Genomic DNA, 25,581 nt, shown 5'->3' on the forward strand with positions numbered 1-25,581 from the left:
GGGCGGCAAGGGTCCCCGCCCCGCCGCCCGCCGGGTCAAGCCGTGCTGCTCATTCCGCGGCCAGAGCGACCGTTTCGCGCGATTTCATGCGCGGCTGGATTTCCTTGCCGAAGGCGTCGAGCCCCTCGAGGAAGTCGTCGAAGACCATCATGATGCCCTTGACGCCCGGCACCGCCGCCGCCTCGTCCAGCATCCGGGCGACGCTTTCGTAGGAGCCGATGATCGTGCCCATGTTGAAGTTCACCGCGCCTTCCGGAAGGTTGATCGTCGCCGCGGTCGAGTTCGCGCCCGCTGACTGGTCGGCCGCGCCCTGCACGCCCATGTAGGCCAGCGCCTCCATGTCCGCGCCCTCGCGGTAGGCGGTCCACTTGGCCTGCGCTTCCTCGTCCGTCTCGCCCGAGATGACCATGAACAGCACGTAGGCGCCGACGTCTCGCCCGGTCTTGGCGGCGGCGTCCATCAGGCGTTTCGACGTCGGCTCGAACGACGTGGGCGTGTTGACCCCGGTGCCGAGGACGAAGGAGTAATTCGCGAGGTTCGCGGCGAATTCCATGCCGGTGTCCGACTGGCCGGCGGCCACGATCTCGATCGGGCTCGACGGCGGCGGCGAGAGCTTGCAGTCTTCCATGGTGAAGTGCTTGCCCTTGAAGTCCGAGGTGCCGGTGTCCCAGAGCTCTTTCATCACGGTGACGTATTCCGTCGCGTACTCATAGCGATAGCCGAAATACTCGTCGCCCGGCCAGACCCCCATCTGGGTGTATTCGCCCGGCGCCCAGCCGGTCACGATGTTCACGCCGAAGCGGCCCGGCGCCACGCTGTCGATGGTCGAGGCCATGCGCGCGACGATCGCCGGCGGCAGGGTCAGGATCGCGGTCGAGGCGAAGAGCTTGATCTTGTCCGTCACCGCGGCCAGCGAGGCCATCAGCGTGAAGCTTTCCAGGTTGTGATCCCAGAACTCCGTCTCGCCGCCGAAACCGCGCAGCTTGATCATCGAGAGGGCAAAATCCAGCCCGTAACCCTCGGCCTTCTGCACGATCTGCTTGTTCAGCTCGAAGCTGGGCATGTATTGCGGCGCGGCTTTCGAGATCAGCCAGCCGTTGTTCCCGATCGGGATGAAGACACCCATATCCATGTCACGATTCCCCGTTGTAACGTGATTACATGTACGGACTTTTGCAGTCGCCATTGAGGGAAGCGAGACATTCCGGTCGCACAGTATGCAAAACCCGGCGCACTTCGGGTTTTGCCCGTTTAATGCGCGCCGCAGCGCGGCATTTGCCCCGCTGGAAGCAGGGCGAAAACGCGGTCAGGTCGACTGGATTCGGGTCTGGTAGGCAAAGGACTCGGCGGGGTAGAACTGCATGGCGAATTCCTGCATCCGCCCGCCCGAGGCGATGTAACGGCGCGACAGGCGCATGCAGATGTCGCCCTCTTCCCGCCCCAGCGCGCGGGCCACGTGGGCCGGCATGGGGATGGCCCGGATCTCCTGGTGGATCTCGCGGATGCGTTCGCCGGTCGCCTTCTCGATCAGCATGAACAGCGCAACACGCAACACGTCGATGCTTTCGATCACCGAGCGCAGGCGCGGTTCGAGGTAAACTTCGTTCCAGCACATGGGCTTGTCCTCTCCGGCGATGAAACGCAGACCGGCCGCATGGTAGTATTTCCGGCCCGGCCGGCAGCCCATCTGCACGGCCAGCTGTCCCCGCGCCTCGATCACCTCGCGGTGGCTGAACCGCAGCTCGGTCTCGCGGGCAAAGTCGAACAGGTCGCCCCGCGTCTCGGTGGTGAAGCGGCCGAACATGTCGTCGCGCGCCTGCTCAACCCGGGTGCCGACGCCCTTGCGGGCCGACACCCGCCCCCGCGCCCGCATCTGCCCGATGGCCTGCCGGACGGTGTGGCGCGAGACCTTGAGCATGGCCGAAAGGTCCGCCTCGGTCGGCAAGAGCGACCCGACCGGGAAACGCCCCGCGGAAATCTCTTTTTCAAGAAGGGAGGCAACCTGGAGATACAGGGGGGAGCCGTCGTCCCGGCTTAGGGAAACATCAGAAAAGTCTTCCATTATCACGCAATTCAAGTCTGGACTTATGCAAGTCTAGAGGCGTGATCCGCAGCTGGCAAGTCCAAGCTGCAAGGGGCGCGGACATCCCTGCCCGCGCCCGCAAGGTCATTCCGCCGCGAGCTTGCCAAGCTCGGGGTTGCGCGACTTCATCAGCGGCTGGATGTACTGGCCGAACTGCTCGATCCCGATGATGAAATCGTCGAAGGTCAGCATGATGCCCTTGAGGCCCGGCGTCGCGGCGATTTCGTCCAGCATGGCGGCGACCTGCTCGTAGGACCCGATCAGCTTGAGCATGCCGGTCGGCTGCGGATTCTTGATCGCGCGCACCAGGTTCGCGGCGGTCGAGCCGTCCTTGGCCACCTTGTCCTGGCCGGCCTGGGAGGCCTGCCATTCCAGCGCCTCGATGTCGGTGCCCTCCTTGTAGAGGTTCCACTTGTCCCAAGCCATCTGCTCGGTCCGGTCGGCGATGACCATCAGCAGCAGGAAGGCGCCGGTGTCGCGGCCGTGCTTGTCGGCAAAGCTGTTCACCTTGGCGACCATCTCGCGGCTTTGCTGGGTTTCGTTGATGTCCCCGCCCGCGCCGACAAAGTTGTAATCGCCGTACTTGGCGACGAATTCCATGCCCTTCTCGGACTGGCCCGCACCGACGATCGGGATGCGGCCCTTGGCCGGCCCGGGCGAGAGCTTGCAATCGTCCATCTGGAAGAAGTCGCCCTTGAAGTTCGACACGCCGTCGCGCCACAGGTCCTGCATGACCTGCACGTATTCGGAGGCGTAGTCATAGCGGCGGGCAAAGTGTTCCGGCGTCAGTTCCAGCCCCATCTGCTGGTATTCCTTGGGCTGCCAGCCGGTCACCATGTTCACGCCGATCCGGCCGGGGGCGATGGAATCGATGGTCGTGGCCATGCGCGCGGTCAGCGCCGGCGGCAGGGTCAGCATGGCGCAGGAGGCAAACAGCTTGATCTTCTTGGTGACGGCGGCCAGGCCGGCCATCAGCGTGAAGCTTTCCAGGTTGTGCACCCAGTATTCCGACGGACCGTTGTAGCCGCGCAGCTTGATCATCGAGAGGGCGAAATCCAGCCCGTAGCGTTCGGCCTGCTGAACGACGATCTTGTTCAGCTCGAAGCTGGGCATGGTCTTGGGCGAGGTGGTCGAGATCAGCCAGCCGCGGCTGCCGATCGGGATGAAGACGCCAATCTCTGTCATGGGTGGTTCCTTTCCTGTTGGTGTCTGGCCCCGGGTGGCGGGGCCGTTACTGATGTCAGGCAGCGGTGCCCGACACGTCGGTGTTCGCGTCGTGATCAGTCTCCGCTGCAGCGCGGCGTTCGCCAATCGACTTATTTCGGAGAGGGGCTTGAGTTTTTCTCATCGGCGCGACGGGGGCCGCCGGGGCAACGGGCAAGGTCGCGGGGGCTTCGGCCACGGCGGGCGCCGCGCCCGTGTCGCGGTAACGCCAGAGCACCGGCAGCGACAGCAGCGGGATCAGCCCCATGGCGGCAAAGGCCCAGTGGAAGTCCGCCTTTTGCAGCGCCCCGCCGGGCGTCTGGATCACCGCAAGCAGCGCGGCCGAGATCGAGATGCCAAGCCCCATGGTCAATTGCTGGAATACCCCGGCCGAAGACACGGCGCGGCTGAGCTCCCCGTCCTGCAGGTCGGTATAGGTCAACGTGTTGGCCGCGTTGAAATACAGCGTCCGGATCGCCCCCGTGATCAGCACCAGCGCGATCAGCAGACCCAGCGGCCAGGCGGTCGAGACCCCGGCAAAGGCCAGCAGGCTCAGCGTGCCCAGCAGCGTGATCGCGATCAGAACCCGGCGGAAGCCGAACCGTGCCACGCAGCGTTTCAGCAGCGGTTTCGAGGCAAAGCTGCCCAGCCCCGACAGGGCCGCCAGCAACCCCGCGTGAATCGGCCGGAAGCCAAGCCCGAGTTGCAGGAAGAGCGGCAGCAAGAAGGCCGAGGAGTTGATCCCGATCCGCCCGATTCCCCCCGCGATGACCCCGGTGCGGTAGGAGGCGTTCGAAAACAGCCGCAGGTCCAGCGCCGGCCGGTCCAGCCCCCGCGCATGGCGGCGGTAGACCTGGAAGACGGCGAGGCTACCGGCGACCAGCACCACGGCGCCGACCAGGCCGAAGCCGGGATGCGACAGCGCCTCGACCCCCAGTTGGAACAACACCAGCGACAGGCCGGCCAGGGCGAAGCCGCCCAGGTCAAAGGCCCCTGCCCCCTCGGGCGGAGTTGCGGGTATCAGCCGCAGCGCGCCGATGATGGCGGCCAGGCAGATCGGCGCGTTGACGAAGAACAGCGTCCTCCACGGCGCGAATTCGATCAGCGTGGCGCCGATCAGCGGGCCGATCAGCGGCCCGATCAACACCGGGATCGTCAGCCATGTCATCCCGTCCAGCGTCCGCCCCGGCCCGAAGGCGCGCAGCACGATCATCCGGCCGACCGGCGTCATCAGTGCCCCGCCAAAGCCCTGCAGCATCCGCAAAGGCAGCATCGTCCAGAGCCCCGGCATGGCCGCACAGGCCATCGACGCGGTCATGAACAGCGCCACCGACCAGCAGAACACCCGCCGCGCGCCGAAGCGGTCGGCGAACCAGCCCGAGACCGGCATGAAGACCGCGAGGCTCAGCAGGTAGGCGGTGATCAGCAGGTGCAGCGACAAGGGCGACTGGCCCAGGTCTCTGGCGATCAGCGGAATGGCGATGGTCAGCAGCGTCGTGTCGACGCCCTGCATGAGAAACGCGCAGGCCACGACGAACGCGATGGCGATGCGATGGGATTCCTTGGTCGGCGGCATGTGCGGCCCTTCGTCCTTGTTACCCTCTGGCATCTGCGCTGACCGGCAAACGTTCAAACGAGAAAAGTTTTCAGAGCGCCCAAGGAATTCTCAGCCCGGCCCCAAGCGCGTCGCCGCGCGGCCCTGGACCCCGGGCTGAACCTTTCTCAGCCCCCTGTCGCAGATTTTCGCAGTAACGGGCCGCGCGGGGCCGGTCCTATGGTCATCTCAACGCTCACGAGGACCAAAAAGGATCGCGCCATGACCCGCGTATGGGATGACTTCCTGACCGAAGACGACAAGAAACTTGTGGCCCGCCGCAACCTGCGAGAGCCGCACGGGCCCGGCAAGGTGAACGCGCTGCTGGTGATCGACATGCAGGTCACCGCCTGCGGCATCGACGCGCCGATCGTTGACCAGCTGGACGAGTACCCCGGCAGCTGCGGCCCCCATGCGTGGAAATCCATCCCCGTGCAGCAGCGCCTGCTGGCCGCCGCCCGCACCGCCGGGATGCCGGTGATCTATTCCAAGCACATCTTCCACGGCTATACCGGGATGAAGCAATCGGTGGCCGGCGTCTTTTCCGCCACCGACCCGCGATCCGAGATCCCCGATTACGTGGCGATGGAAAAAGGCGAGATCCTGGTCGAAAAGCAGACCCCGTCCTGTTTCGCCTTCACCAACCTGCACCTGATCGCGCAGCAAAAGGGCATCGACGGCTTCCTCGTCGTCGGCAATTCGACCTCGGGCTGCGTGCGCGCCACCTGCGTGGATGGCGAGGCGATGGGCTACAAGATGCAGGTGATCGAGGAAGGCGTCTTTGACCGGATCGAGATGAGCCATGCCGCCGCGCTCTTCGACATGCAGTTCAAGATCTGCGACGTGATCGACGAGGCCCGCGCGTTGGAGATCATCGACGCCCCCGCCGCGCTCAAGAAATCCGCCTGAAGGGGGCCGCCATGACCGGGTTCACCGCTGCCGCCATCCAGCTCGGGCCGGCCTCGGCCACGATTGCCGAGACCACCGACCGGATCGAGATGCTCATGAGCCGCGCCGCGGCCCATGGCGCGAAACTGGCCGTGCTGCCGGAACTGGCCCTGTCGCCCTATTTCGCGGCCGAGATCCAGGACGTCAGCCAATGGGTCGAGCCCGCCGCCAATCTCGACGCGCTCGAGCGGATCGCGGCGCGGGCAGCGGACCTGTCGATGGCGGTGGTCGTGTCCTACGCCGAACACGACAGCCGCGGGCTTTACAATTCGATGGCCTTCTACGACGCGCAGGGCCAGCGCAAGGGGCTGTTCCGCAAGGTCCACATCCCCGGAACGCACAAACCCGATCCGGCCAAGTCGCTGAACATCCTAGAAAAACACTATTTCACTCCCGGCGACCTGGGCTTTCCCGCGCATGACCTCGGCATGGTGCGCGTGGGCGGCCTCATCTGCTACGACCGCCGCTTTCCCGAAAGCTACCGGTCCCTCATGCTGAACGGGGCAGAGCTGTTTTGCTGTGGCTACAACACGCCGGTGCTGGAAGGCACGACGCTGGACGGCGCCCGCCGCGCGTCGGAACTGGCCATCTGCGGTGGTGCTTATTCCAACGGCACCTGGGCCATCGCCGCCGGCAAGGCAGGGGTCGAGAACGGGCATACCTACATCGGCGGGTCCTTCATCTGCACCCCCACCGGCGAGATCGTCGCGCAATGCCAGTCGATGGAGGACGAGGTGATCGTCGCCCACGTGGACATGGGCCTGCAGGCCAGCATCCGGGGCCGCTGGGCCTTCGACATCAACCGCATGGAAGACGCCTACACCCTCTCTCCGCCGCAACCGCTGAGCGGCGCGGCCTGACAGCCATGGGGCTTTTCGCGGGGAACGGCCAGGCCTCGGCCCTGGCCCATCCGCCCTTTCGCCGGTTCTTCGCCGCCTCGCTGGTGTCGATGCCGGGCAACTGGATGCAGATCACCGCGCAGGCCTGGCTGGTTCTGACGGTCCATGACAGCCCGATGGCGCTGGCCTGGATGACGACGCTGCAATTCCTGCCGATATTGCTCTTCACCCTGATGGGCGGCGCGCTGGCTGACCGGCTGGCGCGGCGGCCGCTGATGATCGCCACCCAACTGGTGGGTGCCGCCCAGACGCTGGCGCTGGCGCTGCTGGTCGCGACGGGCCATTTCGAGCTATGGCATTTGTACGGACTTGCGGTGATCCTGGGCTTTGTCAACGCCATCGACGGGCCGCTGCGGCAGGCGATGATCGCCGACCTCGTACCGCGCGAGGCGCTGGCCCACGGCATGTCGCTGGGGGCGCTGTCGCAAAACGTCGGCCGGGTGATCGGGCCTGGGTTGGCCGGCCTCGTGATCGCCTGGGCCGGGGTGCCCGCGGCCTTTGCCATCAACTGCGTGACCTACCTGGTCTGCGCCGCCCTGCTGACCACGATCCGCATGCCGGTCATCGCCGTGCCTGCCGGCGCCCGCGTCAGCCTGGTCCGCGCCACCCGCGACGGTCTGCGCTACGCGATGACCTCGCACCCGGTGCGTTTCGTGCTGGTCGCCACGGCCTTCATCGGGGTCTTCGGACAGAACTTCACCACCATGATCCCGCTGGTCGCCACCTACCTGCTCGACGCCTCCCCCGCCGAATTCGGCCTGCTGAACTCGGCCCTGGGTGGCGGCTCGCTCTGCGCGATTCTGGTGCTCGCACGCAGCGGCGCGCCCACGGTGCGGCGCATCCTGCTGTCGGGCCTCAGCTTTGGCGTGCTGCTGATGATCATCGCTCAAAGCGGCGAGATGTGGCTGAGCTGCGCGCTTTTCGCCGTGGTCGGCGCCTCGGCGGTGATCTTCTCGACCTCGGTCCAGACGGCGCTGCAACTCGTCGCCCCGCCCGACCTGCGCGGCCGGGTGGCGGCGATGGTGACGTTCCTCATCGTCGGCACCTCGCCCATCGGCGCGCTGATGACGGGGGGAATCGCGCAGAACGTGTCCGTCTCGGCCGCCATCGCCACCAACGGGGTGCTCTGCGTCCTGGGAATCGCCATCGCCCTGTGGATCGGCGCGAAACAGGCCGTGATTTTTGAACCAGAGCGCGTCTCTGCTGAATAAGTCCGTACATGTTGTGCGCATTCCGCGCCCCCGCTCGCCCAAAAATGCAGCGGGCGTTCAGGTTTTTCCAGTCGTCGCCCAAAGAACGCGGCACGCCACTTGCGAGGGACCCGCGGCTTGGCTGACATGAGACCCAGAGGGAGACGACATGAGGATTGACCATGCGCAAACGCGTGCCCCTGAATGCCATTCGCGCCTTCGAAGCCACCGCCCGTAACGCATCCGTCGCCAAGGCCGCCGACGAGCTTTGCGTGACCCCGACCGCCGTCAGCCACCAGATTCGGCAGCTCGAGGATTTCCTGCAGGTGCAACTGTTCATCCGCAAGAATTCGCGGATCGAGCTGACCACGGACGCCCGCGCCAACGTGGCGCGGATCAGCCAGGCGCTGGATCTCATCAACGACGCCGTGCTGACGCTGGAAAAGGCCGAAGAGGACGTGCAACGCCGCATGTCCGTCTCGGCCTCGGTCTCGGTCACCTCGCTCTGGCTGATGCCACGCCTCAGCGATTTCGTGAAGCTTTCACCCAACGTCGACCTGAGCGTGCGCACCTTCCTGACCCGCAAGGAAGCCGAGGCGCAGGACAGCGACCTGCGCATCTGCAACTGGCACAGCGACCTCGACTGCCAGATCGAACCGCTGATGGAGGAAGAGATCGTTCCCGTCTGCGCCCCCGCCCTGGCCGAGCGTTTCGGCGGCGACACGCGCGACATCCTCGCCTCGGCCCCGCTGGTCCACGTGGACCGCGCGCAGGACGCGCTGGACGGCACCTACCCCGACTGGGCGCGCTACCTGACCGAATACGGCGTCCAGCGCGCCGACCTCAGCCACGGGCTGCGCTTCAACCAGGGCGTCACGGCGATCGAGGCGGCCGAGGCCGGCGTCGGCGTGATCCTTGGCCGGTCGCTGCTGATCGAACAGTCCCTCGCCCGCGGCACGCTGGTGCAGGTGGCCGAGACCTACCCGATCCGCTCGCCCTATTACATGCTCTCGCCCTGGCGGCAGGAGGCCAAGGCGACGATCCAGACCTTCAAGGACTGGCTGGTCGAAAAGGTCCGGACAAACCAGCTGGTCCACGCGGTCTGATTTCGCCTTCCCCCAAATGCCAAAGGCCGCCTTCAGAGGCGGCCTTTCCAATTGACGCGGATCGGGCACCGAGGATGCCTGATCCCACTTCATCTTGCCCTTAAACTCCAGGGGTCGCCATTGTCGCGCCATTGGTCCGAGAGACAATGGCGACGGGCTGGCCCCTGGCGCGCTCAGCCAGGGGCGCAACCGCCTGAACTCACCCCAACACGTGCTCGTCCGACGCCTCCCAGCTCATTACGCCGGGTTCGCCGATCTCGGGGCTTTGCGCGAAATAGGTCGGCGCATCCATCAGCACGGTGTAATCCTCGTCGTCCTTGGTGATCGTGATCCGCACCTGCGTGCCCTGGTACTCGATCATGCCGATCACCCCCTCGAGCGCCCGCATCCCCGGCATCCGCCCCAGCCGGCACTGGTCCGCGCGGACCGAGACCTCGCGCCCCTCGGACCGGATCACGTTATGCCCGCCGAGGAAGCGTGCGACAAAGGCGTTGGCGGGCGTCTCGAAGACCTCGCGGGCAGGCGCCGCCTGCATGATGACCGCGTCGTTCATGACCACGATCAGGTCGGCCAGCGCCAGCGCCTCGTCCTGGCTGTGCGTCACGTGGATAAAGCTGATCCCCAGCTCCTTCTGGATGCGCTTCAGCTCGGCCCGCATGCGGATGCGCAGGAACGGGTCGAGCGCCGACAGCGGCTCGTCCAGCAGCAGCACCTTGGGCCGGGTGATGAGCGAGCGCGCGAGCGCCACGCGCTGCTGCTGCCCGCCCGAAAGCTGGTTCGGCAGCCGTTCGGCCAGGTGATCCATCTGCACCAGCTCGAGGTATTCACGGGCCTGATTGCGCCGCTCTTCCTTGGCCACGCCCCGCACTTTCAGCGAGAACGCCACGTTGTCGAGCGCCGAGAGGTGCGGAAACAGCGCGTAGTCCTGGAACATCATCGACGTCCCGCGTTCGACCGGCGGCTTGTTCGTGATCTCGGTCCCGTGGATCAGGATCGCGCCCTCGGTCACATCCTCGTGGCCCGCGAGCATGCGCAGCGTGGTGGACTTGCCGCAGCCCGACGGCCCCAGCAGGCAGCAATAGGACCCACGCGGGATGCGCAGCGAAATGTCGTCCACCGCCGGCGCGCCCGGCCCGTAGCGCTTGGTCACGGCGACCAGCTCGGCGTCGAAGCGATGCCCCATGGTGGCCTGTTGAAGCTTGGGCGCCTTGGGAGAGATCTCGGCGGGGTCCTGTTTCAGGGCAAGGTTCATGCGGCGGTCCTCATGGTGCGACGTTTGGCAAGGCGGCTCAGGGCAAAGATCGTGAGCCCGACAAGCGTGAAGGAGAAAAGCGTGGTGACGGTGCCGATCGCGAACAGCACCGGCGTGGCCGAGGCGGTCAGCAGGCCCGTCACCTCCATCGGCATGGTGTTCCCGGTGCCGACGTTCAGCTGGGTGCGGGCGGTTTCCTCGTAGGACGAGGTGAGGGAGGCCATCATGATCCCGATGATCCCGGGCAGGATGATCGGCACGATCACATCCGTGAACCGCTGGCGGGCATTGGCGCCAAGGTCGGTCGCGGCCTCCTCGTAGCTGGGGTTGAAGCGGCCGAGCACGATGAACATGATCAGCAGGCCAAAGGGCAGCGTCCAGGTCAGCTGCGCGCCGATGCCGGAGGTGAACCAGTTCACCCGCCAGCCCAGCAGGTTGAAGGTCAGCGCGATGCCGAAGCCGACGAAGATCCCCGGCAGCACCATCGAGGTGATGGCCGAGTAGAAGACAAAGTTCGACCCCGGGAACTTGCGCCGGTAGGCCATGCCGGCCGAGACGGCGATGATCGCCGAGATGACCGCGACGATCAGCGCCAGGCGGATCGAGCGGCGGAAGGACGCGGCGATGTCGCCCATCCCCTGCCCGCCGGTGCCGCCGAACAGCACCTCGTACCAATGGGTCGACCAGCCGGTCATCGGGAAGGACATGCCCCCGTTCGGGCCCTGGAACGACAGGATGTAGACGCAGGCCATGGGCGCGTAGAGAAAGACGATGAAGAGCCCCAGCAGCGTGGCGAGAAAGTAGAAGGATCGGGGACGGCGCGCGGTCATCGCTGCAGCTCCTTTCGGATATCGGCAAAGCGCAGCAGCACGCCCACCAGGGCCAGGACGATCACCAGCATCACCACGGACTTCGCGGCGGCCGGCGGGTACATGAAGGCGTTGAGCTCGGTCACGATGGCCATGGTGGCCGTGTTGACCTGCCCGCCCGACATCTGCTTGACGATGAAGGCGTCGCCCATGACGGCGGTGACGACAAAGATCGTGCCGATGGCGATGCCCGGCCGGATCAGCGGCAGGATGATGTCGCGGATGATCTGCCATTCCGAGGCGCCGGCATCCTGCGCCGCCTGGATGACCGAGGGCGGGATCTTGCCCATCGAGTTCACCATGCAGACGATCATCGGCAGGGTCAGCAGGTGGACATAGGCGATGAGCACCGCGAATTCGGAATACATCAGCCAGCTCAGCGGCTCGGAGGTGATGCCAAGGCCCATCAGCGCCTGGTTCACCAGCCCCTCGCGGCCCAGAAGCGGCACCCAGCTGACCGCGCGGATCGGGCCCGAGGTCCAGAACGGGATCGCCACCGTCGCCAGCAGCATCAGCCGGACGGTCATGGTGCGCACATGGAAGGCCAGGAAATAGGCGATGCAGAAGCCCAGGAGCGCGGTCACCGCCCAGACGATGGCCACGAACTTGAAGGTCTTGGCGTAAAGGTCGCGGGTCAGCTGCGAGGTCAGCACATCCTCCCACGAGCCAAGGTAGAGCTCGGGGAAGACCCGGGCGAAGTCGTAATCGAGGAAGCTGACGACAAAGATCAGGCCCAGGGGCAAGAGGACCATGGTGGTGAAGATCAGCGCCATCGGCGCGACCTGGATCATCGACACGATCCTGGGGGGTATCGGGTTGGCGAGGCGCATGGGGGTCCTTTGGGCTTCGGGCTTGGGGTCCGGAAAGGCCGCGGCGGCGAGAGGAGCCACCATCGCGACCGGGCAGGCCCGGGCAGGGAAACCCCTGCCCGGACGCTGGATCAAGCGGCGATGAAATCCTGCCAGCGGCGGACGAGATAGCGGTCCTCGTCCATTAGGGTGTTCCAGATGCCGATGTTGCCCATCCGGTCCCAAAGAGAGCCGCCGTCGCGCACGACCCCGGCCTTTTCCATGACCTTGCCGAAGGGGTTCAGGATGTCTTCGGACGCTTCCTTGCCCTCGTACCAGTAGCCGTATTCGTTCTCGGTCATGTAGCCCTTCACGTTGTCGGGGACCGAGTTGTAGAAGCCCTGGCGCGAGATGAAGGCGCCGGCCCAGCCCGAGTTGTACCAGTTCATGTATTCGATGGCGCAGTCACGCTGCAGGCCCTCGAGGTGGTTCATGCCCATCATCATGATGTACCAGCCACGGTAGCCTTCCTTCATGCCGTTGTACTTGCACTCGATCCCGCGGGTGCGAACCTCGGTCACGGCGGGCGACCACATGGATTGCAGCACCACCTCGCCCGACGCCATCAGCTGCACCGACTGGTCGAAGTTGGCCCAGAAGCTGCGGAAATGGCCGTCGCGCTTGTACTCGATCAGCTTGTCGACGGTGGCGTCGATCTCGTCCCGGGTCATGTTGCCCTTGTCGACGTAGGACACCTCGCCCATCGCCTCGAGCGCCATGGCCGCGTCCGGCACGCCCACGTTGACGCCGTCCTGCAGCGCCACGCGGCCCGAGAACTCGGGGTTCAGCAGCTCGGCCCAGCTTTCGATCGGGCGGCCGATCAGGTCGGGGCGGATGCCCAGCGTGTCGGCGTTGTAATAAAGCGGCACGCCCACCAGCCATTCGGTCGGCTCGAGCGAGTATTCGCTGCCGGTCTCGTCAGTGTAATACTGCGCCTTGATCGGGGCATAGCCCTGCAGCGACGCCTTCTCGCCGCTGGCATATTCGCCCTTGGTGAACAGCGGGACGGTCTTGTCCCAGTACTTGTAGTCGGCCACGTTCAGCGGCATCAGCACGCCCCGGCCCACGAAATACTTCATGTTGGTGTTCGGCACGTCGGTCACGTCGACCGTCTGCGGCTGGGTCAGCAGGCGGTTGATATGGGCCGTGTTGTCCGGAACCGTCTGCATGTCGACGGTAAACCCGAGGTCGGCATTCGCTTGCTCGGCGATGTTCGGGATCGTCGAATACGACTGCCCGATATGGGTGATCGTGATGTCCTTGATGTTCTGTGCCCAAAGCATGGGCGCCGGAAAGGCCGAGGCGGCTGCCGCCGCGGCCCCGGTCTTGAGAAGCGAGCGGCGCGAGAGCTTGGTTGCTCCGGCGGCGCTGGTGGTCTTGCGCTTGATATCTTTCATGTTTCCCCCTGCGGAAAGCAGTTCTGTTGTCCCTTTCGATCGCGGCGCCAGCCCTGGGAGGCAGGCCGGCACCCCGTCGAAATCGCGGTTTTCGGTAGGGAAAGTGTCATCCCGAGGCGGCCGAAACGGCAAATGAGAAAAAGTTCCCGAGCGGGTGAGGAAAGCTGCGCTGCACTGCGGCAAGGCCTGTGCTTATGCTGGTGCAGATGCGGCGGCGCACCCGCCGACAAGCCCACAAGACCAAGGAGGACCGCGATGTCCGATGCCCCACTCACCCCCGCCGATTGCCTGACGGCCAGCGCCATCGCGGCCGATGTCATGGCCGGCACCCGCAGCGCACTCGAGGTGGCCGAGGCCTGCCTCGCCATCACCGCGGCGCGCGAGCCCGAAGTGCAGGCGTTCGAGTACCTCGACCCCGCGCTGGTGCGCGCCCAGGCCCGCGCCGTGGATGCAGCCCCCAAGGGGCCGCTGGCAGGCGTGACGGTGGCCGTCAAGGACGTGATCGCGACCAAGGACATGCCCACGGGGCAGAATTCGCCGCGCTACGCGGGCTGCCAGACCGGCGTCGACGCGGCCTGCGTGGACACGCTGCGCCAGGCGGGCGCGATCATGCTGGGCAAGGCGGTGACGACGGAATTCGCCGCCACCAACCGGGGCGGCAAGACGCGCAACCCGCTTGATCCGCGCCGCACGCCGGGGGGGTCGTCCTCGGGCTCGGCGGCGGCGGTGGCGGCAGGCATGGCCTCGATCGGGCTCGGCACGCAGACCGGCGGGTCAACCATCCGGCCCGCGTCCTTCAACGGGATCTGGGGGTGGAAACCGACCTGGAACACGATCTCGCGCGAGGGGCTGAAGCTTTATTCGCTGACCTGCGATACGCTGGGGCTTTATGCCCGGGACGTGGCCGATTTCGACCTGCTGGCGGATGTCTTCGACCTCGACGACGCGCCCCGTCCGGACACGCTGCGCGGCCTGCGAATCGGGCTCTGCCGCACCCCGGTCTGGGACCGGACCGAGCCGTCGATGCGCGACGCGATGGAGCAGGCGGCGATGATCCTGCGCGCCGAGGGGGCCGAGGTGATCACGCTCGACCTGCCCGAGATCTTCAACGGCCTCAAGGATGCCCATTCGGTGATTCTCGGCCGCGAGGGGCGCACGGCCTTCCTGAACGAAGTACGCAACACCCCCGGTATCCACGACGAATTCGTCGCCCTGGCCGAGAATCGGCGCCAGATCACCCCCGCCGAGGCCCGCGCCGCCTATGGGCTGGCCGATGCCTGCCGCGCGGCGCTGGATGACGTGATGCGCGGGGTCGACGTGATCATGACGCCCTCGGCCTGCGGCGAGGCGCCGATGGGGCTCGAGTTGACGGGCGATGCCTCGATGAACTCGCTCTGGACGGTGCTGCAGGTGCCGGTCGTCTCGGCCCCGGGGCTGCTGGGGCCGGCGGGGATGCCGCTGGGGATTTCCTTCGTCACGCGCCGCTACACCGACCGCACCGCGCTGGCCGTGGCCGGCATGGCGGGCGAGGCATTTTCGCGCCCCCTCGCGGCGGTCGCCTAAGGCCAAGGCAGCGGGCCTGAGATTTGCTCAGCCCCCCTGCCCGGCTTTCTCACTACGCCGCGCCGCGGCAAATCCGTAGGCTTTCGACACCGCCCCCGACCCGGGCCCCGAATGAAAAGGACCAAGGCATGTCTGCCCAGACCCTGACCCCGCCCGAGATCGCCGCCGATCTCATCGACCAGGCCAGCTTTCGCGACGGCATGGCGCGGCTGGCCGGCGCCGTGAACATCGTGACCACCGACGGGCCCGGCGGGCGTGCGGGCCTGACCGCCTCGGCCGTCTGCTCGGTCACCGACACGCCGCCGACGCTGCTGGTCTGCGTCAACCGCGGCTCGTCGGCCGCGCCCGCCTTCCTGGCCAACGACGCGATCTGCATCAACACCGTCGGCCCGGCACATCAGGACCTGGCCATGCTGTTCGGCGGCAAGACCCCGATGGACGACCGTTTCGCCCAGGCCGCCTGGACGCGCGGCGCCTCGGGCGCGCCGGTGCTGGACGGGGCTGTCGTGTCCTTCGACTGCCGGGTCAGCCTGCGCCAGGTCGTCGGCACGCACGAGGTGATCTTTGCCGAGGTTCTGGGCGTGCAGACCGCCGAGGACTCCCCGGCCTCGGCCTACTGGGGCCGGAAATTTCACGAGCTGCGGGTGTGAGTGATGGGCTTCATGACTGACGAAATCGACGTGCAACCGCTGGACGCCGCCCTCGCCGCGCTGCAAGCCGGCCGCCCCGTGGTGCTGACCGGCGCCAGCGATGGCGGCCCGGTGATGGTGATGGCGGCCGGGGCGATCACCGCCGACTGGGTCAATCTGCTGGCCACCCATGCGCGGGGCCTGCTGGGCATGGCGATAACCTTCCAGCACGCGGCCAAGCTGGGCCTGACGCTGCAACAGCGCCGCAACGTGGCCCGCAAGGTGCCGCTCTATACCCTGTCGATCGAGGCGGCGGCGGGCACCACCACCGGCATCTCTGCCGCCGAACGGGCGGCCACCATCCTCGCCGCCGCAGCGCCGGATGCGGACGACCGCAGCGTCATCACGCCCGGCCACATCTTCCCGCAGGTGGCCGAACCGGGCTCGGCCGGCCAGGCCGAGGGCGCGGTCACGCTGCTGCGCCGCGCCGGGCTGCCGCCGGTGGCCGCGATCTGCTCGATGCTGGACGCGGGTGGCAATGATGCCGACCTCGCCTGCGCTCGCGCCAAGGCGGCCGAACTTGGCCTCGTCTGTCTCGATATCAGCGCGCTCGGCTGAGCCCGCACCCTACCGCGCGCTGCTGGTCCCCTGCGCGTCTCGCGAAGCCCCCGCCGGAGACACGCCGGCGGGGGCTTTCCGTTCAGGCGGCGCCGCGCTGCTCGACCAGGCGGGAAAAGATGCTGGCGCCGATGGGCAGCAGCTTGTCGTCGAAGACGTAGCCCGGGTTGTGCAGCGGCACGTCCCCGTCATGGCCCACGGTGAAATAGGCGCCGGGCACCAGCGCCAGCATGTCGGCCATGTCCTCGCTGCCCATCGCCGGTTCTTTCTTGTCGGCCACATGCTCGGCCCCGACCACGTCGCTTGCCGCGGCCTTGATCATCTCGCAATGGGCCGGGTCATTCTCCAGCACGTCGAAGACGTTGCGCAGATCGAGCGTGATCTCGCTGCCATGGGCCAGCGCATAGCCGTCGCAGAGCGCCTGCATCCGCTCCCCGATCAGCTCCATGTCGGCGCGGTCGAAATAGCGCACGGTGCCGGCCAGCGTCGCCGTGCCCGGGATCACGTTGTAGGCGCTGCCGGCATGGAACTGCGTGACCGACAGCACCGCCGCATGGGTCGCCGGCACGTTGCGCGAGACGATGGTCTGCAGCTCGCCCACCAGCGAGGCGCCGATGGTGACCGGGTCGCGCGACATGTGCGGCGCGGCGCCATGACTGCCCTTGCCCTGCACGGTGATGTCGAAGAAGGAGGCGCCCGCCATGGCCGGCCCGGGCTTCACCCGCACCTCGCCCAGGGCATCGAAGGGCGAATTGTGCAACCCGTAGATCTCGTCCACCGGGAAACGGTCGAACAGCCCCTCGGCGATCATCCGGCGCGCGCCTCCCAACCCTTCTTCGGCCGGTTGGAAGACAAAGACGACGCGGCCGTCGAAATCACGCGTCTCGGCCAGGTAGCGGGCGGCGCCCAGCAGCATGGTGGTGTGCCCGTCATGGCCGCATCCGTGAAAGACACCGGGTGTGCGCGAGGCGTAGGCCAGGTTGGTCAGCTCGTCCATCGGCAGCGCGTCCATGTCGGCGCGCAGGCCGATGGTGCGGCCCGGCCCCTTCCCGTCCAGCACGCCGACCACGCCGGTGCCGCCGATGCCGCGGGTGACGGTGATCCCCCAACCTTCGAGCATACGGGCCACGAGGTCGGCGGTGCGATGTTCCTCGAAGCCGATCTCGGGGTGGGCATGGATGTCGCGCCGGATCGCGGTGAGCTCTTCGGCATAGCTGTCGATCAGGGAAAGCGTGGGCATGGGGCGTCCTGTGGCTGGGTGCGCCGACAGTTGACCGCGCCTGCCCGGCAGGGTCAAGCGCGGCCCCGGCTCAGGGCAGCGGGAAAGGCACCTCTGTATCCTCGGTCAGCTCGGTCGCGTCCGGCTCGCCCTCGACCGCGCCCATGGGCAGGCGCATGACAAAGGTCGACCCGCCGCAGGGCGCCGGTTCATGCCAGATCTGCCCGGCATGTCGGCGCACGATCTTGCGGCAGGTCGCCAACCCCAGGCCCGAGCCCGGAAGGTCCCCGGCATTGGCGCCGCGGGTGAAGGGGGCAAAGATCTTTTCGCGGTACTCCTCGGGTACGCCGATGCCGCTGTCGGTCACGCGAAACGTGGCCTGGCCCGGGATTTCCTCGGTGACCCGGACCCGGACCAGCGGGTCCTTGCCGCCATACTTGATGGCATTGGCCAGAAGGTTCTGGATCACTTGCGCCAACGGGGCCGGTTCGCACCAGACCGACAGCTCGGCGATATCTGTCTCGAGCCGCCCGCCCGTCAGCTCGAGGTCGCGCGCCACGGCGCGGCGGGCGCGGTCCACCAGCTCGGCCGCGCGGACCAGCTTGCGGGTTTCGTCCTTTTGCGCGTTCACATGCACCGCGAGGCTTTCGACCAGCTGCGACAGGTCCGCGGCGCTGCGGTCCAGCAGCGCGATGGTGTCCTGCACTTCGGGGTCGGCATGGTCCAGCAGGTCCTCCTTGAGCGTTTCGGCCAGGAAACGGATGTTGCGGATCGGCGCCTTGACGTCGTGCAGCAGCACATGGGTGAACATCTCGAGGTCATGGCGCTGTTCCTCGAGCTGGAACTGCATGCGCGCCACCCCGACGGCGGTCTGGATCACGTGCTCGAGCCGCCCCTCGGTCAGGGCGGACTTGGCCAGGTAGTCGTTGGCGCCGTTCTTGATCGCGGTCTTCGCGATCTCCTCGTTGCCGTGGCCGGTCAGCAGGATGATCCCGGCCTGGGGCCACTTCGCTCGCAGGGGCTGCAACGCCTCGGTGCCGCTGGCGCCGGGCAGAAGGTGGTCGAGCAGGATGAGATCCATGTGATCCTCGACCAGCGCCAGGGCCGAGGCCGCATCGGCGCATTCGATCGGATTGCGCGCGATGCCCAGCCGGCGCATGGTCCGGCGTAGCGACATCCGATCGCCGCGGTCATCGTCGATGATCAGGGTCGCGAGGGATTTCATGCGTTGGGCGTCTGGCCGGGCAGCAGGTACATGTCGGGCAGGTCGATGACACGCCAGTACCATCCCAGGGTATTGAGAAGGTTCAGGAAATCAGGGCCGACATTGCGCTTTTGCACGAAGCCGGCAACCTGGTGCTCGTAGGCGGCGGTCAGGTCGCGGTCGTCGTTCGACGTCGTCAGGACAAAGACGACGGCCCGGCGCAGGATCGGGTCGGCCCGCACTTCGCGCAGGAATTCATGCCCATCCATCAGCGGCATCTTGAGGTCGAGAAGAATGACGTAGTGCCGCGGCGCGCCACGGTCACGCAAGAGCGCAAGCGCCTCGATCCCGTTGCGGGCGCGCTGCACCGGGTTGGCGATCCGCGCATTGCGCAGCGCCCGCCGCACGGCCTTGGCATCGCCGTCATCATCTTCGACCAGGATGATGTTGGCCAGACCGCCGTCCGCCGGGTCACGCAGCAACTTGTCGAGGTTTCCGGGAGTCATGACGTCGGATCCATTCATGCTGCGGCCTGCTTTCCTTCGTTCGGGAGGTTCGTGGGCCAGGCAAGGCGGAACGTCGTTCCGGACTGCCCGTCCGAAATCACCGTGATCTCGCCGCCGACAAGGTCGAGATGCTTGCGCACCATCGCCAGGCCCATGCCGCTCGTGTCCATCTCGTCCCGCGACTTGAGCGTCTGGAACATGCCGAAGATCTTGTCGTGGTAGCGCGGATCGATTCCCGGCCCGTCATCGGCCACGGTGAACTCCAGCCCGTCACCCTGCTCGGTCACGCCGACGCGCACCTCGCCCGCGGGCTTGTCGTGGTGACGGATGGCATTCGACACCAGGTTGACAAGCACGGTCTGCAGCGGCAGCCGATCGACCGTGATCTTCGAAAAGGCGGGGTCGAAGCTGACCTCGATGCCGTCGCGTTGCGGCAACAGTTCGATCACGCCCTGGACCAGCTCGTCGCCCGACACGAAATCCTCGGGCAGCGCGATCCGGCCGATCCGCGAATGGCTCAGCAGGTCGTCCAGCAGACGCTCCATCCGGCGGACGCGGCTGCGCATCAGTTCCATGCTCTCGCGCGTGTCGTCGTCGAGGTATTGCTCGAGATCCTCCTCGAGCCATCGCGAGGCGTTGTCGATCACCCGCAGCGGCGCCTTGAGGTCGTGCGAGGCGACATAGGCGAACTGGTCCAGCTCTTCGTTCGAACGGCGCAGCGCGGCGATCAACGCCTCGCGCTGCCGCTCGGCGGCGCGTTCTTCGGTCACGTCGCGGACCACGCCGATGAAATGGGTCCGGTCCGCGTAGCGCGCGGCGCTGACCGATATGCCAAGCGGCACGTGTGTTCCGTCCTTGCGGATGCCGTAGATGTCACGGTCGGGTGCCATCATGCTCCCGGCGGTGTCAATCTCGGACTTGTCGACGAAACCCTGGTGGAGCACCCCGATCTCGTGCGGCATCAGCATGGCCAGCGGATGCCCCACGAGTTCCTCGCGCGCATAGCCGAAAATCTCGACAAAGGCGGGATTCACCTCTTCGATCAGGCCTTCCGTGTTGATCGTGACGATCCCGTCCGCAGCGGCGTCGACGACAGAACGGGCACGGGCCGAAATGCGCACCAGCTCGTTCGACATGACCGAGAAATTCTGTGCCAGCACCGACACCTCGTCCTGGCCGTTTGTCTTGACGGTGATCGGCTGCGTCCAGTCCCGGCGCGTGCGGATCGATTCGGTGAGGCCAAGCAGCGGCGCCATCAGCCGCCGCGCCATGGCCCAGGCCATCATGGCCGCCAGGACGGTCATCACGATGCCGTTCTTGAGGTTGTCCCAGAGCACCGCGTTGGCCTCGGACAAGAGCGCGGCTTCGGGGATCTGGGCCAGCACGTTGACACCAAAGGGCACGCCGCGGCCTTCGATCACGGTGGGAACGATGGCAAAGACCATGCCGTCTCGGATGCCGCTCAGCCCCCATTCGATGCCCGTTTCCACGAGGTCGGCCTGGGGCGGCGGCGTCCAGGCCGGGTCCGTGTGCAGGACCATCTCCTGGTTTTGCATGCCGACGTTCAGGTGCATGACATCCAGGCTGTCTGTCACGACGAAGAGGTCGTATTTCTCGGCCGCTTCGGGCAGGGAATGACGGATCAGCGCCTCGTAATCGGCGTTGATGATGACCGCGCCCAGCAACACGCCCTCGCCGTCGCGGATGGGCCGGACATAACGGGTCGTGATGGTGCCATCGGACACGCCGTGGTCGATGTTCTCGCTTATGGCCGAGAAGTATGGCTTGTGGTTCGGGTTCTCGATGAGCGGCTGGATATAATCGCGGTGGCCCTTGGTCTGCAACCGCTCGAATTCGACCATCTCGACGCCATCGGCCGTCTGGTCGATGCGCAGGATCTCTTTCCAGTTGCCTTCCCGCGACAGGATCCGCATCTGCGTGTAGGTCGGTCGGCGCGAGATGGCGGCGCGCATGTATTCCGCCAGCTGCGGGGCGCGCGGCAGGCTCTCTTGGTTTATCGGCATCCCGTCGGCCAGGATCTCTGTGGCCTCGAGCAGGATCCGCTTGACCGGCGGGATGTCGGCCAGAGTGTTGGCATCGACCACCAGCAGGTTGAAACTGTTGCGGATGTTCTCGGCCGAGACATCCGCCGCAAGGTGCAGACGGTCGAGCAGCGGCGAATATTCACGGTCCCGCACCTGCAGGTAGTTCGACACGGTAAAGAAGATGGCCGTCACCACGGTCGCCCCGGCGACCACGGCAACGACCTTGGACGTCAGTGAGCGCAACACCATGCCTAAAGCCCGGCCCTACTGCGGCCAACGGGGCGCTTCGAGGCGTGCCGTGCCGCTTTTTTCCAGGTCTTCGGCCACCGTCATCAGGTCGTCGAAGAGCACCGTGAGATCGCCGCAGCCCCGTTCCAGCGCGGTGAGGCTCGACAACATATCCGGATCGTCGGCGGCCCTCTTGCGCAGGTCGCGGGTCGATTTCAGCACGTGTCCGATGATGCCGCGCATCTCGGGGCCGCAGGAATTCCGGAACCGCAGCATGGCCTTGCGCAGGTTGCCCTGCATCACCTTGGCCTCGCCCAGCGCCGTCAGAAGGATGCGCCGTTCGAAGGCCGAGGACAGCGACTTGCGCAGCGCGCCGACGCCGAGTTCTTCCTTGATGAGGTAGTCCGCGCAGCCCTCGCGCATCGCCTCGACCGCGATGTCGTGGCGGGCAAAGCTGGTCACCATGATCGGGATCGCCTGGCTTTGGTCCTCGTGCGCCAGCAGCATGCGTAGGGCGTCCAGCCCCGTCTCCATCCCCAGGTGGTAATCGATGAAGACGATGTCGAAGGCGTCGTCGTCCATGCGGGCGCGCATTTCGGCCAGGCTGCCCGCCTCGGAGAAATCGAGGTGCAGCCCCGCCTTGGTGCACAGCCGTCGCAGGCGCTTGCGATCGATCGGGTTGTCGTCGAGCACGAGCGCCCGAAGCATGGCCCCGTCTGCACCCGGAGCAATCGTCGGAGCATGGTCCTGCGTGGCAACAGAAGTCATCGGGTTACCCTTTCCCTCAAAAGGTCCAGCCCACCCGAACGGAGCGGTCCGACCCAAGATTACACAACGTCAACTGCAAAACTGCGCGCAGGCGCTGAACAAACTGTTAACGGGACCGACAACAAAGCGGCCAATTCTAGGCAGTTTCGCCCATAGGTTCCCATTCCGGCCGCCGCACAGCCTGCGGCAGATATGCCCCAACCCCCAGGCGAAGCGGCGCCCGGGCCGGGATGGACTTGCATCGGCGTCCCGGGTACGGATCATCTGGCGCGGCGATCCGGGCGCGGGTCGCTGCATGGTCGCGGCAGCGCAAAATGGAAGGGGACCACCCTTGATCTATCCGGTTATTCTTTGCGGCGGGTCGGGCACCCGGCTTTGGCCTCTGTCGCGCAAGAGCTTTCCCAAGCAGTTCGTGCAGCTGACGGGGCCCGAGACCCTGTTCCAGGCCTCGGTCCGGCGTCTCACGGGCGAGGGATTCGCCGCGCCGATCGTGCTGACCAACGCCGACTTCCGCTTCATCGTGGTCGAACAGCTGGCCTCGGCCGGGATCGAGCCGGGCGCCATCCTGATCGAGCCCGAGGGCCGCAACACCGCGCCCGCCGTTCTGGCCGCCGCGCTGTACATCGCCGCCAAGGACCCCGATGGCCTGCTGCTGGTCGCGCCTTCGGACCACGTGGTGCCTGACATGCATGCTTTCCACGCCGCGGTCGAGCGCGGGGTCGAGGCGGCCGAGGCCGGGCAGCTGGTCACCTTCGGCATCCGGCCCACCCATGCCGAGACCGCCTATGGCTACCTCGAGCTCACCGCGGCGCCCGACGGCAGCGGCGCGCCGGTGGCCCTGTCGCGCTTTGTCGAAAAACCCGATGCCGCGCGGGCCGAGGACATGCTGGCGGCAGGTAATTTCCTGTGGAACGCCGGGATCTTCCTGTTCCGCGCCCGCGACATCCTTGCGGCCTTCGAGACCCATGCGCCGGGTCTTGTCCGTCCGGTGGGCGACGCGGTCGCGCAGGCCGAGCCCGACCTTGGATTCCTGCGGCTTGCCCCGGGGCCCTGGGCCCGGGCCGAGGATATCTCGATCGACTACGCCGTGATGGAGCGGGCGGGCAATCTCAGTGTCGTGCCCTTCGACGCCGGCTGGTCGGACCTGGGCGGCTGGGACGCGGTCTGGCGCGAAAGCGGGCCGGATGCGGACGGGGTCGTGACCGGCGGCGCGGCCACGGCCATCGACTGCGAGGACACGCTGCTGCGGTCGGACAGCGAGCGGCTCGAACTGGTGGGGATCGGGCTGAAGAACGTCATGGTCATCGCGATGAACGACGCGGTGCTGGTGGCCGACATGGGCTCGGCCCAGCAAGTCAAGCTGGCGGTCAGCGCCCTCAAGGCAAAGAACGCCTCGCAAGCCACGGAATTCCCGCTGGATCACCGCCCCTGGGGCTGGTTCGAAAGCCTTGTCGTGGGCGAGCGGTTCCAGGTCAAGCGCATCCACGTGCTGCCCGGCCAGGCGCTGTCGCTGCAAAGCCACGTGCACCGGTCCGAGCACTGGATCGTGGTCGAGGGCACGGCCCGTGTCACCGTCGACGACAGCGTCACGCTGGTGACCGAGAACCAGTCGGTCTACATTCCGCTGGGCGCAAAGCACCGGCTGGAGAACCCCGGCAAGGTGCCGATGGTGCTGATCGAGGTGCAGACCGGGTCCTACCTCGGCGAGGACGACATCACCCGCTATGATGACGTCTACGCCCGCGGCCAGGGCAGCAAGGGCTGAGGTCGGATCATTCCGCCGCCGTCGTCGATCCATCGCCCAGATCCGGCAGGCCGGGGTCGAAAAAGCAGTGCTGCGCCCGCCCGCGCCGCTTGGACATGTAAAGCGCCGCATCCGCGTCATCGAGCATCTGCGCCGCATCGGGCACATCGTAGAAGGACGACAGTGCCGTGCCGGCCGAGGCCGAGATGCGGCAGATGTTGTCCTGGTAGCGGATCGGTTTCTCGAGCCGGCTGATCATGCGCTGCGCGATCGACTCGAGCCGGCCGCGATCCGCCAGCCGGTCGAAGATCAGCACGAATTCGTCCCCGCCGACCCGGGCCACGGTGTCGTCGTCGCGCGTCTCGTCCACGAGGATGCGCGCGACCTGTTGCAGCACGTGGTCCCCCGCCGCGTGGCCAAAGGTGTCGTTGACGGTCTTGAAGTAATCGAGGTCGAGATGCATCACCGCGAATTCGTGCCCCAACCGGATCATCCGGTCGAGCACGTGATCCATCGCCCGGCGGTTCTTGAGACCGGTCAGCGTGTCGGTATACGCCTGTTCCTCGGCAGCGATCTTGGCGCCCTGCATGCGCAGGGACATGTCGCGCATCGCCTCCATGGCGGCGGTCTTGGCCTCGATCAGGTAGAGCATCTCGACCGTCAGGTCGGTCGAGGCGAAATCGCCCGAGGTCAGCGAGAACTGCTCGACCCCGTCGAGGATGTTGATGCCGAAGGACAGGTTCACCACCAGCTCTTCGCCGGCATGGGCCGCGACGCCCTTGAGCCCGCTGCGCGGCGGGTCGCGGAACTCGAGGTGCAGCTTGCTGCCCACGGCGCGGCGCAGCTCCTCGACCGAGGTCAGCACGCGCGGCCGCTCGATGCGGAACACCTCGAGGAACCGCTCGCCCACCAGCGCGCGGCCCGGGCGCAGCTTGGCCAGGGTCGGACCGACGTGCAGGATGTGACCCGAGGCGGACAGGCGGACATGCATGGGGCATAGGATGTCGAGGCTGCTGTTGAAGCGTTCAGCCATGGCCAGTGTCCCCGCTGCCGGCCAGGCGAAAATCGCGTCCCTCGGCGTAGTCGTGTTCGACCAGCGCGATATCCACGATCTCGTCCCCGCGGCGCCGGTCGCGGAATTCCAGCATCACAAGCGCGCCGTAGTCGTCGGCCAGCGCCCGCAGGATGCCGATCATGACATGGCCCCAGCCCGGCTCTCCGCCCCGGCAGGTGAGCGAGAAGCGGCCGCCGCCATGTTCGCGCAGCTCCATCTCGGGCAGGTCGAGGTCCGAGACGGCCAGCCGCGCCCGCCCCGGCAGGTCGTCGAGCGAATGCAGGAAGTCGATGAAATCGACCCCGCCGAACCTGAGCAGACGACGCAGCCGTTCCACGTTGGGATGCGACACGAGGTAGGTGCCGATGTTCTCGAGCACCTCGCCCCGGTCACGCGTCAGCGCGGCCTGAACGGCCTCGAGCAGCGCCCAGGTCACCTCGTCGTCGTAGTCCATCATCGCCTCGATATCAGGCGTGTCGATGGCCGCATCGGCCGCGACCCGTTTCCACGTGGCCTCCCCGTAGGTGTCGCGGACAAAGTTCTGTATGGCCCTGTTGATCAACCCGTGCATGCGTCACTACCCATGATCCCCCGCGATCATCTGGCGCCGCCCG

23 protein-coding genes are annotated in these 25,581 nt (G+C 66.6%); 8 read left to right on the forward strand and 15 right to left on the reverse strand.

Annotated elements, in window-relative coordinates:
• Positions 1-49: 49 nt before the first annotated feature.
• The 4 genes from rutA to MF270_RS04960 form a co-directional block, all read right to left on the reverse strand.
• The gene (gene rutA / locus MF270_RS04945; protein WP_238364742.1) at positions 50-1,132 is read right to left on the reverse strand and encodes a pyrimidine utilization protein A; all 1,083 of its coding nucleotides are present in this window, start codon (positions 1,130-1,132) and stop codon (positions 50-52) included.
• A gap of 174 nt (positions 1,133-1,306) precedes the next feature.
• Positions 1,307-2,062 carry a GntR family transcriptional regulator gene (locus MF270_RS04950; protein WP_238364743.1) on the reverse strand — a complete coding sequence of 252 codons (756 nt, stop codon included), beginning with the start codon at positions 2,060-2,062 and terminating at the stop codon, positions 1,307-1,309.
• A 105-nt stretch (positions 2,063-2,167) separates the two neighbouring features.
• Complete coding sequence (locus MF270_RS04955; protein WP_238364744.1) at positions 2,168-3,268, reverse strand: LLM class flavin-dependent oxidoreductase; 1,101 nt, start codon at positions 3,266-3,268, stop codon at positions 2,168-2,170.
• A 55-nt stretch (positions 3,269-3,323) separates the two neighbouring features.
• Positions 3,324-4,895, reverse strand: coding sequence for an MFS transporter (locus tag MF270_RS04960; protein ID WP_238364745.1), 1,572 nt, complete (start codon positions 4,893-4,895; stop codon positions 3,324-3,326).
• Positions 4,896-5,102: 207 nt separating this feature from the next.
• Here MF270_RS04960 and MF270_RS04965 point away from each other — a divergent pair, with 207 nt between their 5' ends.
• The 4 genes from MF270_RS04965 (at position 5,103) to MF270_RS04980 (ending at position 9,023) form a co-directional block, all read left to right on the forward strand.
• Entirely contained in the window at positions 5,103-5,789 is a 687-nt protein-coding gene (locus MF270_RS04965) for an isochorismatase family protein (protein WP_238364746.1), read from the forward strand.
• Between the two features lie 11 nt (positions 5,790-5,800).
• Positions 5,801-6,688 (forward strand): nitrilase-related carbon-nitrogen hydrolase, encoded by an 888-nt coding sequence (locus tag MF270_RS04970; protein WP_238364747.1) that lies wholly within the window; start codon positions 5,801-5,803, stop codon positions 6,686-6,688.
• 5 nt (positions 6,689-6,693) lie between these two features.
• The gene (locus tag MF270_RS04975; RefSeq protein WP_238364748.1) at positions 6,694-7,938 is read left to right on the forward strand and encodes an MFS transporter; all 1,245 of its coding nucleotides are present in this window, start codon (positions 6,694-6,696) and stop codon (positions 7,936-7,938) included.
• A 161-nt stretch (positions 7,939-8,099) separates the two neighbouring features.
• Positions 8,100-9,023, forward strand: coding sequence for a LysR substrate-binding domain-containing protein (locus tag MF270_RS04980; RefSeq protein ID WP_238364749.1), 924 nt, complete (start codon positions 8,100-8,102; stop codon positions 9,021-9,023).
• A gap of 199 nt (positions 9,024-9,222) precedes the next feature.
• Here MF270_RS04980 and MF270_RS04985 read toward each other — a convergent pair whose 3' ends face one another.
• The 4 genes from MF270_RS04985 to MF270_RS05000 all read right to left on the reverse strand — a co-directional run bounded on the left by MF270_RS04985 (position 9,223) and on the right by MF270_RS05000 (position 13,389).
• Complete coding sequence (locus MF270_RS04985; RefSeq protein ID WP_238364832.1) at positions 9,223-10,206, reverse strand: ABC transporter ATP-binding protein; 984 nt, start codon at positions 10,204-10,206, stop codon at positions 9,223-9,225.
• Between the two features lie 65 nt (positions 10,207-10,271).
• The gene (locus MF270_RS04990; RefSeq protein ID WP_238364750.1) at positions 10,272-11,105 is read right to left on the reverse strand and encodes an ABC transporter permease; all 834 of its coding nucleotides are present in this window, start codon (positions 11,103-11,105) and stop codon (positions 10,272-10,274) included.
• A complete protein-coding gene (locus MF270_RS04995) occupies positions 11,102-11,974 on the reverse strand; it encodes an ABC transporter permease (protein ID WP_238364751.1) in 873 nt (290 codons plus the stop codon). The genes MF270_RS04990 and MF270_RS04995 overlap by 4 nt, the downstream gene beginning before the upstream one ends.
• Positions 11,975-12,084: 110 nt before the next feature.
• Positions 12,085-13,389, reverse strand: coding sequence for an ABC transporter substrate-binding protein (locus MF270_RS05000; protein ID WP_238364752.1), 1,305 nt, complete (start codon positions 13,387-13,389; stop codon positions 12,085-12,087).
• 255 nt (positions 13,390-13,644) lie between these two features.
• Between MF270_RS05000 and MF270_RS05005 the strand changes: the two genes are divergently transcribed.
• The 3 genes from MF270_RS05005 (at position 13,645) to MF270_RS05015 (ending at position 16,199) form a co-directional block, all read left to right on the forward strand.
• On the forward strand, positions 13,645-14,952 hold the full coding sequence (locus MF270_RS05005) for an amidase (protein ID WP_238364753.1): 1,308 nt from the start codon (positions 13,645-13,647) through the stop codon (positions 14,950-14,952).
• A gap of 128 nt (positions 14,953-15,080) precedes the next feature.
• Entirely contained in the window at positions 15,081-15,602 is a 522-nt protein-coding gene (locus tag MF270_RS05010; RefSeq protein ID WP_238364754.1) for a flavin reductase, read from the forward strand.
• Between the two features lie 12 nt (positions 15,603-15,614).
• Positions 15,615-16,199: a 3,4-dihydroxy-2-butanone-4-phosphate synthase gene (locus MF270_RS05015; protein ID WP_238364755.1), complete on the forward strand. Its 585-nt coding sequence runs from the start codon at positions 15,615-15,617 to the stop codon at positions 16,197-16,199.
• An 82-nt stretch (positions 16,200-16,281) separates the two neighbouring features.
• Here the strand turns inward: MF270_RS05015 and MF270_RS05020 are convergent, their stop codons facing one another.
• The 5 genes from MF270_RS05020 to MF270_RS05040 all read right to left on the reverse strand — a co-directional run bounded on the left by MF270_RS05020 (position 16,282) and on the right by MF270_RS05040 (position 22,169).
• On the reverse strand, positions 16,282-17,439 hold the full coding sequence (locus MF270_RS05020) for a M20 aminoacylase family protein (RefSeq protein ID WP_238364756.1): 1,158 nt from the start codon (positions 17,437-17,439) through the stop codon (positions 16,282-16,284).
• A gap of 70 nt (positions 17,440-17,509) precedes the next feature.
• Positions 17,510-18,643, reverse strand: a complete 1,134-nt coding sequence (locus tag MF270_RS05025) for a sensor histidine kinase (RefSeq protein WP_238364757.1) — start codon at positions 18,641-18,643, stop codon at positions 17,510-17,512.
• A complete protein-coding gene (locus MF270_RS05030; RefSeq protein WP_238364758.1) occupies positions 18,640-19,128 on the reverse strand; it encodes a response regulator in 489 nt (162 codons plus the stop codon). The genes MF270_RS05025 and MF270_RS05030 overlap by 4 nt, the downstream gene beginning before the upstream one ends.
• Before the next feature lie 14 nt (positions 19,129-19,142).
• Positions 19,143-21,422, reverse strand: coding sequence for a sensor histidine kinase (locus MF270_RS05035; RefSeq protein WP_238364759.1), 2,280 nt, complete (start codon positions 21,420-21,422; stop codon positions 19,143-19,145).
• A gap of 15 nt (positions 21,423-21,437) precedes the next feature.
• Complete coding sequence (locus MF270_RS05040) at positions 21,438-22,169, reverse strand: response regulator (protein WP_238364760.1); 732 nt, start codon at positions 22,167-22,169, stop codon at positions 21,438-21,440.
• Positions 22,170-22,464: 295 nt separating this feature from the next.
• Here MF270_RS05040 and MF270_RS05045 point away from each other — a divergent pair, with 295 nt between their 5' ends.
• Positions 22,465-23,934 (forward strand): mannose-1-phosphate guanylyltransferase/mannose-6-phosphate isomerase, encoded by a 1,470-nt coding sequence (locus MF270_RS05045; RefSeq protein WP_418887859.1) that lies wholly within the window; start codon positions 22,465-22,467, stop codon positions 23,932-23,934.
• 7 nt (positions 23,935-23,941) lie between these two features.
• Here MF270_RS05045 and MF270_RS05050 read toward each other — a convergent pair whose 3' ends face one another.
• Positions 23,942-24,946 carry a GGDEF domain-containing protein gene (locus MF270_RS05050; protein WP_238364762.1) on the reverse strand — a complete coding sequence of 335 codons (1,005 nt, stop codon included), beginning with the start codon at positions 24,944-24,946 and terminating at the stop codon, positions 23,942-23,944.
• A complete protein-coding gene (locus MF270_RS05055) occupies positions 24,939-25,538 on the reverse strand; it encodes a heme NO-binding domain-containing protein (protein ID WP_238364763.1) in 600 nt (199 codons plus the stop codon). Before MF270_RS05055 ends, MF270_RS05050 begins: the two co-directional genes overlap by 8 nt.
• Positions 25,539-25,581: the final 43 nt, after the last annotated feature.

It is taken from the genome of Mesobacterium pallidum, assembly GCF_019966535.1.
Taxonomy (GTDB): Bacteria; Pseudomonadota; Alphaproteobacteria; order Rhodobacterales; family Rhodobacteraceae; genus Mesobacterium; species Mesobacterium pallidum.

Coding starts and splice junctions, on each gene's coding strand:
- MF270_RS04950 (WP_238364743.1), bottom strand. CDS start 2,062: ATGGAAGACTTTTCTGATGTTTCCCTAAGCCGGGACGACGGCTCCCCC.
- MF270_RS04980 (WP_238364749.1), top strand. CDS start 8,100: ATGCGCAAACGCGTGCCCCTGAATGCCATTCGCGCCTTCGAAGCCACC.
- MF270_RS05035 (WP_238364759.1), bottom strand. CDS start 21,422: ATGGTGTTGCGCTCACTGACGTCCAAGGTCGTTGCCGTGGTCGCCGGG.
- MF270_RS05005 (WP_238364753.1), top strand. CDS start 13,645: ATGTCCGATGCCCCACTCACCCCCGCCGATTGCCTGACGGCCAGCGCC.
- MF270_RS05030 (WP_238364758.1), bottom strand. CDS start 19,128: ATGACTCCCGGAAACCTCGACAAGTTGCTGCGTGACCCGGCGGACGGC.
- MF270_RS05055 (WP_238364763.1), bottom strand. CDS start 25,538: ATGCACGGGTTGATCAACAGGGCCATACAGAACTTTGTCCGCGACACC.
- MF270_RS04985 (WP_238364832.1), bottom strand. CDS start 10,206: ATGGGGCATCGCTTCGACGCCGAGCTGGTCGCCGTGACCAAGCGCTAC.
- MF270_RS04970 (WP_238364747.1), top strand. CDS start 5,801: ATGACCGGGTTCACCGCTGCCGCCATCCAGCTCGGGCCGGCCTCGGCC.
- MF270_RS04975 (WP_238364748.1), top strand. CDS start 6,694: ATGGGGCTTTTCGCGGGGAACGGCCAGGCCTCGGCCCTGGCCCATCCG.
- MF270_RS05000 (WP_238364752.1), bottom strand. CDS start 13,389: ATGAAAGATATCAAGCGCAAGACCACCAGCGCCGCCGGAGCAACCAAG.
- MF270_RS05015 (WP_238364755.1), top strand. CDS start 15,615: ATGACTGACGAAATCGACGTGCAACCGCTGGACGCCGCCCTCGCCGCG.
- MF270_RS04960 (WP_238364745.1), bottom strand. CDS start 4,895: ATGCCAGAGGGTAACAAGGACGAAGGGCCGCACATGCCGCCGACCAAG.
- MF270_RS04990 (WP_238364750.1), bottom strand. CDS start 11,105: ATGACCGCGCGCCGTCCCCGATCCTTCTACTTTCTCGCCACGCTGCTG.
- MF270_RS05010 (WP_238364754.1), top strand. CDS start 15,081: ATGTCTGCCCAGACCCTGACCCCGCCCGAGATCGCCGCCGATCTCATC.
- MF270_RS05045 (WP_418887859.1), top strand. CDS start 22,465: ATGGTCGCGGCAGCGCAAAATGGAAGGGGACCACCCTTGATCTATCCG.
- MF270_RS05025 (WP_238364757.1), bottom strand. CDS start 18,643: ATGAAATCCCTCGCGACCCTGATCATCGACGATGACCGCGGCGATCGG.
- MF270_RS04955 (WP_238364744.1), bottom strand. CDS start 3,268: ATGACAGAGATTGGCGTCTTCATCCCGATCGGCAGCCGCGGCTGGCTG.
- MF270_RS05020 (WP_238364756.1), bottom strand. CDS start 17,439: ATGCCCACGCTTTCCCTGATCGACAGCTATGCCGAAGAGCTCACCGCG.
- MF270_RS04965 (WP_238364746.1), top strand. CDS start 5,103: ATGACCCGCGTATGGGATGACTTCCTGACCGAAGACGACAAGAAACTT.
- MF270_RS04995 (WP_238364751.1), bottom strand. CDS start 11,974: ATGCGCCTCGCCAACCCGATACCCCCCAGGATCGTGTCGATGATCCAG.
- MF270_RS05050 (WP_238364762.1), bottom strand. CDS start 24,946: ATGGCTGAACGCTTCAACAGCAGCCTCGACATCCTATGCCCCATGCAT.
- MF270_RS05040 (WP_238364760.1), bottom strand. CDS start 22,169: ATGACTTCTGTTGCCACGCAGGACCATGCTCCGACGATTGCTCCGGGT.
- rutA (WP_238364742.1), bottom strand. CDS start 1,132: ATGGATATGGGTGTCTTCATCCCGATCGGGAACAACGGCTGGCTGATC.